Origin of the sequence: Arsenicicoccus sp. UBA2120 (genome assembly GCF_002330965.1) — a bacterium.
Classification (GTDB): Bacteria; Actinomycetota; Actinomycetes; order Actinomycetales; family Dermatophilaceae; genus Arsenicicoccus; species Arsenicicoccus bolidensis.
Genome location: NZ_DCYC01000010.1, coordinates 1 through 8001, shown reverse-complemented (window position 1 = coordinate 8001; position 8001 = coordinate 1). Strand labels below are relative to the sequence as shown.

Here is an 8001-nt window from a genome sequence, read left to right as displayed (position 1 = left end):
CCCGGGCGGGCCCCAGCACAGTCCGATGTAGCGGTGGGTGCGCACGGTGTCGGCGAACTCGGTGAACCGCCGGTGCTCGCGGGTGCTGTAGAAGGACGGGACGGGGTGAGGGTGCGGGGCGGAGGAGTTGACCTCGTCGAAGGTTCCGGTGAGGAACCGCCGGCCGTCGTCGTCTTTGCCGAGCACGGAGAGCTTCTTAGTCGGTGGCATACAGACGCAGTCCATGTCGTGGTCGGGGCTCAGGAGCCGGTGGCGGTGCTGTGTCGTCGGTGCTGACTGCTGGTGGGGCGTATCGGGTATCGCTGGGCAGGGCGCTGGCGAGGGTGCGGTGTTGGCGGAGCTGGTCCTTGAGGTCGCGGCGGCGTTGACGGCGGGCGGCTTGGAGCTGGTCGAGGGAGATCGACTCGGCGGACAGCTCAGGGGCGATCGCCCGGCACAAGAACTCGTCGTTGAAGTACACGCGGATCTCCCCGACGTCGCGCGGGTTGAAGCGGACGGTGACCTGCTCCCCGACGTAGGCGGCCAGGACTGTGGACAGGTAGCGGGTCGAGGCGAACTGGATGCCGTCGCGCTGGACCTTGCGGGTGGTGGCCGCGGTGAGCAGGAGCAGGTCGAGATCCTCAGGGTGGGCGGGGCTGCGCGGGATGAAGCCGCTCGCGCTCCACCGGACGGTCGGCCCCTGGTGGGTCTGGGAGTGGGGGCGGGCGTTGTACTCGGCAACGACGTACTGCTCGAGGATGGCGTCGAGGTCTTCGAGCGAGAGCGACGGGGAGGTGACCGGTGCGCCGTTCGTGCCGTGCGGGATGTACCCGGGCAGGTGCGGCAGGAGCTCGGTGGTGACGGTCCGGTAGAACCGCTCGATCTTCCCCCGCCCTTGAGGCACCCCGACCCGGGAGTGGATCAGCCGGATGTGGGTGTCCAGGCACACCTGCTCCAGGCGAGCGGAGGTGAAGTCCGAACCGTGGTCGCTGTAGAGGACCTCGGGCAGCCCACAGACCGGCCAGCCCGGGTTCGCCTTGGCATTGACGGCCTGGTGCAGGGCGAGCGCCGTCTGCTCGGCCGAAGGTGCGCCGAGGAAGAGGGTGTAGCCGACCACGGCGCGGGAATAGTCGTCCAGGACCACCGTCAACCAGGGGCGCACCTGGGTGCCCTTGGCGTCGAGGATCGCCACGTCCAGGAGAGTGTGGTCGACCTGCCACTGCTCGTTGGGGCGCTCGGCCGAGCGCCGCAGCACCAGCTCGAACCTGTCCCGGTATCCCGCGTCCCCGTGCTCGGCCAGAGCGCGCAGCCCGGGATCGATCCCGGCGACCAGGCTCCGGACGCTGGAGTAGCTGGGGGCAGACAGGCCGCGATCGTGTGCGATGCCGGCCACGCGGCGGTGGATGAACGCCACTGTCGGAGCCGGCTTTGCCAGGGCGAGAGCTTCGACTACCTCGATCAGCTCTGCCGGGATTCGACGCCGGCCATGATCGCTGCGTTGGCGCCGAGCGAGGCTGTGTGAGGTGGGGTCAGACCGATAGGCGCGCGCCCAGCGCGAGAGGGTGCGCAGCGGGACCCCCGACTCGGCTGCCAGCCGCGTCCATGGGACACCGTCGTCGTGGCGGCTCAGGAGAGCGATCTTGTCCGAGACCTCCCACCGCGCCGGCACGTCCCCTCACATCGGCCGTGCGTCTTGGGCGAGGTGGCGGTAGATCGTGCCGCGCGAGACCCCGAAGGTCTCAGCGATCTGCTGGACCGTGTAGGACTTCTCGTCATACATCGCCCTGGCCTGACGCGCCTTCGTCGCCGTCATCTTGAACCGGCCCCCACCCTTGCGACCTCTCGCGCGGGCAGCGGCAAGACCATCCTGGGTCCGCTCGACGATCAGGTCATGCTCGAACTCGGCGATGGCCGCGAGCATGTGGAAGAACAGGCGGCCACCCGGTGTCGTGGTGTCGATCCCCTGAGACAGTGCCTTCAGCCCAATGCCCCGCTGCTGCAAAGTCTCGACGACTTCCTTGAGGTTGCGCACCGATCGACCAAGCCGGTCGAGCTTGGTCACCACGAGGGTGTCACCTGAGCGCAGGTAGTCCAGAGCATCGTCGAGCGCGGGCCGCTTGGCCAGCACACCCGAGGCGTGCTCGACGAACACCTTCTCGCACCCCGCGGCGGCGAGCAGGTCCGTCTGCCCGTCCGGATTCTGCTCCCGGGTCGAAACGCGCGCGTATCCGATCGAAGCCATCACCCGAATGTACCGACAACGTGCCTCGCGGTACATAGGTCTCGGACACGGCCCATGAGACACGACGCGCGGTGCAGCACCGTGATGGGGGCGACGGTCTCATGGACGGTCGTTTGTGCGACAGTCGCTGGTGGGCGCGGTCATTGACCGGTGGCACAGCGCTGGCGTCGTGATGAGTCTCCGCTCACCCTCACGGTCGTCCCTCGTCATGGCGCGATAGGCGTGGATCGCTACGAGGGGCACCGTGGGGCTGGGCGCCCAACCCATGCGCCCGTGTCGAGCATCCGGAAGCGGTGCGGACTACGGCTGACGGATCGAGGGACGGCCCGTCCTCGTGTCGTGCTCGGCGAGCTGGGCGGGCCGCCGGCGCCGCCGCGACATCAGGCCGTGGGGGCGAGCTGGAGGACGGAGGCGGATGAAGCGCCTCCTAGAGGGCCGTGCTCTCAGACGTGTGTGAGGCGTCGAAGCCGGTCGTCCGGATGGGCCGAGCCGGGACTCCGGCCACGATGGTGTTCGCCGGGACGTCTCTGGTGACCACTGCGCCAGCTCCGACGATCGCGCCGTCGCCGATGGTCACCCCGGGCACGACGGTGACTGAGGCGCCGAGCCAGACTCTGCGCCCGATCGTGACGGGCGCCGGCGTCATGTCGGCTCGCCGTGCAGGGTCGACGGCGTGGTTGAGGGTGACGATGGTGCTTCCGTGGCCAATGAGTGTGCCGTCACCGATGGTGATCCCTCCGGCGTCCTGGAACCGGCAGCCCATGTTGATGAAGACGCCGGCGCCAAGCGTGAGGTTCTTGCCGAACTCACAGTAGAACGGCGGGAAGAGAGTTACGGACTCATCGAGCGTCTGCCCGGTCAGCCGGGTGAGAAGAGAGCGGACCTCCTCCGGAGTCCGGTAACCGCTGTTGAGCTCTGCGACCACGTGCAGCGCCTCCTGGGCGGCGCGGTGCATGAAGGCATGCTCATCCGAGCCTGCCTGGATGACGGACCCGCGGGCGACGTGCTCGATGAAGCCTTGCAGTTCCATCATCGCTCCTGTTCTGCCGAGCCTGCGCGGGGTCGAGGCTCATCGGTGCTGGACCCGGTGACGGCCGGGTCAGCCGCCCAAGAGGCGAGTAGGCGCAGGCGCTCGGCCGACGGCGAGCCGGGCTCGGCCGTGTAGACCATGAGTACCTGGCCGGGCTCGGCGGTGATGGCGAGTTCCTCGTACGCCAGAGTGAGCTCGCCGACCACGGGGTGGTGGAAGCGCTTGGTGCCAGACCCGTGGCTGCGCACGTCGTGCGCGCCCCACAGTCGACGGAAGGTCTCGCTGCGCGTCGACAGTTCCCCGACCAGATCTTGGAGGCTCTTGTCGTGCGGGTCGCGGCCTGCCTCTGCGCGCATGATCGCTACGCACATCTCGGCGAACAGGTCCCAGTCCGGATAGAACTCGCGGGCCGCGGGATCGAGGAACTGGAATCGCGCGAGGTTCGGCGTGCGGCCGCCGTCGCCGATCACGGGGGAGTAGAACGCGCGGCCGAGGTCGTTGGTCGCCAGCACGTCCTGGCGCTGGTCACGGACGAAGGCGACGCCCTCGGTGATCGCTGCCAGCGCCCACTGCAGGCTCGGGCGCGGTGGTGCTGGCCGGGTCGTGCGTCGACGCGGACGACCGGACGAGGGGACGCCGTCTGCTGCACGGGCGAGGTCCAACAGGTGCGCGCGCTCGGTGTCGTCGAGCTGTAGCGCCCGCGCGACGGCGTCGAGCACGGACGCCGACGCGCCGCCGATCGCCCCGCGCTCGAGCTTGGCGTAGTACTCGACGCTCACGCCGGCCAGGACGGCAACCTCACTGCGGCGCAGGCCCGGCACGCGACGGTTCGTGCCGCTGACGACGCCAACAGACTCGGGGGTAACTTTCGCGCGCCGGGAGACGAGAAACTCGCGCACATCCGCTCGGTTGTCCATGCCTTCGACGGTAAGCCGAACGCGGCCGTCGAGGAAGGCCGTGCCGTGGGGTGTACTGCCGGTACACCCCACGACAGGCACTCCCACACTCCGAGGATCAGGCACACGATGGGACTATCCATCCAGAGAAGGAGAACCTCATGCGCGGCGTGATCATGCACGGCCCCGGCGACGTCCGGGTCGAGGACCGTGACGACCCGACGATCGTCGACCCGACCGACGCGGTCATCCGGCTGGCAGCAACCTGTATCTGCGGCTCCGACCTGTGGCCCTACCGCGGTGCCGACCCCGTGGACCACGCGACGATGGGCCACGAGTACGTCGGCGTGGTGGAGGAGGTCGGCGCCGAGGTCACCACCGTCAAGCCCGGCGACTTCGTCGTGGGTTCGTTCGTCATCTCCGACGGCACCTGCGAGATCTGCCGCGCCGGCTTCCCGTCCAGCTGCGTGCACCGCATTTTCGTGGACGGTGCGATCGGCACCCAGGCAGAGAGGGCCCGGATCCCGTTCGCCGACGGCACGCTCGTCGCGACCCCCGGCCAGCCGGACCCCGACCTGATCCCGCACCTGCTCGCCGCTTCTGACGTCCTGGGCACCGGCTGGTTCGCTGCCGTCGCCGCCCAGGCTGGGCCGGGCAAGACCGTCGCCGTGGTCGGCGACGGTGCCGTCGGACTCATGGGTGTCCTCGCGGCCAAGCAGCTCGGCGCTGAGCGGATCATCGCCATGTCCCGCCACAAGGACCGCCAGGACCTCGCGCGCCACTTCGGCGCCACAGACATCGTCGAGGAGCGTGGGGACGCCGGCGTGGCCCGCGTCAAGGAGCTCACCGGCGGGCTCGGCGCCCACTCGGTCATCGAGGCCGTCGGCACCCAGGAGTCGATGGTTCAGGCCATCAGCTCGGCCCGACCGGGCGGGAACGTCGGCTTTGTCGGCGTCACGCACGACGTCCAGCTGCCCGGCGAGCTGCTCTTCTTCTCCCAGGTACAGGTCCTCGGTGGCCCCGCCCCCGTCCGCCGCTTCCTGCCCGAGCTCATCCAGCTCATCTGGGACCGCGCGATCGACCCGGGCAAGGTCTTCGACCTCACCCTCCCGCTCGAGCGGGCAGCCGAGGGTTACAAGGCCATGGACGAGCGCCGCGCCACCAAGGTGCTGCTGACCCTGTGACCACCGTCTGCCTGTCTGCCCCGTCCACGTCGGCAGGCAGGCAGGCGGTCGACCCAGGAGGACCGCGATGCGCGCATCCGCAACCCGCAGCACCCCGATCTGGCTCGTCACCGCGCTCCTCGCCGTAGCGACGTCGGCCTGCACGAGCCAGCCCACCCAGCCCGCCGCAACCGATGACAGGACGGACATCGTGAGCACACCCACGACCCCGGCACCCGAGCCGACACCCCACAGCGTCGGCACCACCATCCGGCTCACCATCGGCGACACCACCATCGACGGCGAGCTGTGGGACAACCCGGCCGGACGCGACCTCGTCGCTCGCCTGCCCCTGACGCTCACGTTCAGCGACTACAACGCCGTCGAGAAGACCGCGCGCCTCCAATCGGCCCAGACCATGAACGGTATGCCCGCCGGCGACGACCCCAACCCTGGCGAGATCGGCTGGTACGCGCCATCGTCGGACCTGGTCCTGTACTACGGCGACGTCGGCCACTGGGACGGCATCGCCCGCCTGGGGACGTTCGACGCACGTGGGATCACCCTGCTCGCCGACGGTCCGGCCGACGTCGCCGTCTCGATCACGCTCAGCGACCGCTGACCGACAGACACACCGACACGAGAGGAAGACACCCATGAGGTTCACCCGAAGCGGCGGCCGGACCGGCGCCGGACCGCAGGAATGGTTCACCGGCACGGTCTATATCGACGGAATCCGCAATCCTGATGATCAGTCCGCCGTGGGGTGCGCCCACGTGCGGTTCTCCCCGGGCGCACGGACGGCATGGCACCACCACCCCAAGGGGCAGACGCTGTACGTGACCGACGGCATCGGTTACGTCGCCACTCGCGGCAGCGAGGTCCGTGAGATCCGGCCCGGGGACGTCGTCTACATCGAACCCGGTGAGGAACACTGGCACGGCGCCGCACCCGATCGATTCATGGCACACGTCGCGATTCAGGAGGCTGACGAGCACGGCCAGGTCGTGACCTGGCTCGAGCACGTCCCCGACGCGGACTACCAGCGACGCTGACTCTCTCCCGTCCTGAGGGCGGCAGCTGAACTCGCAGCAGGACGACCGTCGACCGGGGCCGCCGGCGGCTCAGGCCTCGATACCGACCCGTCGGGCACTCTCGGCCCAGATCGCCTCGACAACGCCGAGGTCGTCCTGCTGCGGGTTGGGTCGCTTGGGCAGCCTGCGGCGCTCGTCGTAGTACGTGCCCGACTGCCACGTCACACCCGGTGTGCCGTCCATGGCCCAGATGAGGTTGTCGGCGCCGAAGTCGGGCGTCGACAGCAGTCGGGCAAGGGGGCTCTTGTAGATGAGCTTCATCATCGCGTTGCCGATCTCCTTGCCGAAGTTCGACGCGATGTTGCCCGGATGCAGCGCGACAGTGCTCAGTCCCTGGTCGTGATAGCGGGCGTGCAAGCCCTTGGCGAACAAGATGTTGGCGAGCTTGGAGTCCCCGTACGCCTTCATCGTCTTGTACCTGCGGGTGGCGTCGAGATCGGCCAGGTCGAGCTTGCCGAACGCGTGCGCTCCGACGCTGGACGTGTTGACCACGGTGGCGCCGCTGGCCACGAGCACGTCAAGCAGCAGATTGGTGAGCAGGAACCCGGCGTAGTGGTTCACCTGCATGGTGCGCTCGTTGCCGTCCACGGTGACCATCCGCTCGGCGAACACTCCGCCGGCGTTGTTCGCCAGCACGTTGATCGTGTCGGTCCGGTCACGGATGTGCGCCGCGAGGGCGCGAACATCATCGAGGCGCTCGAAGTCCGCCACGAGAACCTCCGCCCCCAACGGGCCAGCGACAGCCTCAAGCTTGTCGCGGCGCCTGCCAACCAGCAGGAGCCGATCACCCCGCGGTGCGAGCTTCCTCGCGGCGGCAGCGCCGATTCCATCCGACGCGCCGGTGATGACGATGGTGCGCTGAGCCATGTGATGACCTCCCGATAGTCAAGTATTTCCGACATGCTACGTCACTAGTGACACCGTGTGTCAAGCGTGCGCCTGTGCGATAGGCTACTCGTCATGACGTCCCCTGCCACCTCAGAGTCGTTGCGCGATCGGACGCGACGTGCGGTGCAGCAAGAGCTCACGGGGGCCGCCATCACCCTGTTCGCCGCGCGCGGCTTCGACGCCGTCACCGTCGACGAGATCGCGGAAGCCGCAGGCATGTCCCGCCGCAGCTTCTTCCGATACTTCGCGAGCAAGGACGAGGTCGTCCTCGCCAAGGTCGCCCGTCAGGGTGAGCAATTCGTGGCGGCCCTCGCCGAGAGGCCCGACGACGAACCGGCCTGGACGGCGCTGCGACGCATGTTCGACGGTGCCGTCGCTCTCGGCGACGACCCCAGCCAGGGGCACCACGCGAGCGAGTGGGACAAGATCATCGGATCCTCTGACGCACTGCGCGCCGGCTACCTCCAGCGCATGCAACGCGCACAAGACCTTGTCGTCGAGGAACTGGACCGCCGCGAACAACGACGAGGCAACCCGTCGTGGGAACCCCTCACCTCAGCAGCCCTCGTTGCCACCGCTTTCGCCGCCCTGCTCACCGCCCACGCCCACGCCCAGTCCCACGGCGCCTCGCTCGGCAGATGCCTCGACGCGGCGATGCACGCCATCGCGCTTGAGACGCAAGCAACCCTCTAAGCCTCGATCCACCGAT

At 68.8% G+C, this 8001-nt stretch carries 9 protein-coding genes and 1 pseudogene; 4 read left to right on the top strand and 6 right to left on the bottom strand.

All coding sequences use genetic code 11. The features are described 5' to 3' along the window. From B2P18_RS00835 to B2P18_RS00815, 5 genes and pseudogenes are all read right to left on the bottom strand, one after another. A pseudogene (locus B2P18_RS00835) lies at nucleotides 1-186 on the bottom strand (ATP-binding protein); the annotation flags it as partial. Between the two features lie 10 nt (nucleotides 187-196). Then, nucleotides 197-1372: a Mu transposase C-terminal domain-containing protein gene (locus B2P18_RS00830; protein ID WP_286955431.1), complete on the bottom strand. Its 1176-nt coding sequence runs from the start codon at nucleotides 1370-1372 to the stop codon at nucleotides 197-199. A gap of 282 nt (nucleotides 1373-1654) precedes the next feature. Then, nucleotides 1655-2221, bottom strand: coding sequence for a recombinase family protein (locus B2P18_RS00825; RefSeq protein WP_084074635.1), 567 nt, complete (start codon nucleotides 2219-2221; stop codon nucleotides 1655-1657). 427 nt (nucleotides 2222-2648) lie between these two features. Then, nucleotides 2649-3251, bottom strand: a complete 603-nt coding sequence (locus B2P18_RS00820; RefSeq protein ID WP_114552743.1) for a sugar O-acetyltransferase — start codon at nucleotides 3249-3251, stop codon at nucleotides 2649-2651. Then, complete coding sequence (locus B2P18_RS00815; RefSeq protein WP_286955433.1) at nucleotides 3251-4168, bottom strand: helix-turn-helix transcriptional regulator; 918 nt, start codon at nucleotides 4166-4168, stop codon at nucleotides 3251-3253. The genes B2P18_RS00820 and B2P18_RS00815 overlap by 1 nt, the downstream gene beginning before the upstream one ends. 140 nt (nucleotides 4169-4308) lie before the next feature. On the opposite strand from B2P18_RS00815, the gene B2P18_RS00810 reads away from it, so the two are divergent. The 3 genes from B2P18_RS00810 (at nucleotide 4309) to B2P18_RS00800 (ending at nucleotide 6365) form a co-directional block, all read left to right on the top strand. Further along, nucleotides 4309-5331, top strand: a complete 1023-nt coding sequence (locus B2P18_RS00810) for a zinc-dependent alcohol dehydrogenase family protein (RefSeq protein WP_286955427.1) — start codon at nucleotides 4309-4311, stop codon at nucleotides 5329-5331. Nucleotides 5332-5521: 190 nt separating this feature from the next. After that, nucleotides 5522-5932 carry a cyclophilin-like fold protein gene (locus B2P18_RS00805; protein ID WP_286955425.1) on the top strand — a complete coding sequence of 137 codons (411 nt, stop codon included), beginning with the start codon at nucleotides 5522-5524 and terminating at the stop codon, nucleotides 5930-5932. A 34-nt stretch (nucleotides 5933-5966) separates the two neighbouring features. Continuing rightward, on the top strand, nucleotides 5967-6365 hold the full coding sequence (locus B2P18_RS00800) for a (R)-mandelonitrile lyase (protein ID WP_286955423.1): 399 nt from the start codon (nucleotides 5967-5969) through the stop codon (nucleotides 6363-6365). A 69-nt stretch (nucleotides 6366-6434) separates the two neighbouring features. Here B2P18_RS00800 and B2P18_RS00795 read toward each other — a convergent pair whose 3' ends face one another. Then, on the bottom strand, nucleotides 6435-7271 hold the full coding sequence (locus B2P18_RS00795) for an SDR family NAD(P)-dependent oxidoreductase (protein ID WP_286955421.1): 837 nt from the start codon (nucleotides 7269-7271) through the stop codon (nucleotides 6435-6437). A 93-nt stretch (nucleotides 7272-7364) separates the two neighbouring features. On the opposite strand from B2P18_RS00795, the gene B2P18_RS00790 reads away from it, so the two are divergent. Beyond that, nucleotides 7365-7985, top strand: a complete 621-nt coding sequence (locus tag B2P18_RS00790) for a TetR family transcriptional regulator (protein ID WP_286955419.1) — start codon at nucleotides 7365-7367, stop codon at nucleotides 7983-7985. Nucleotides 7986-8001 lie beyond the last annotated feature (16 nt).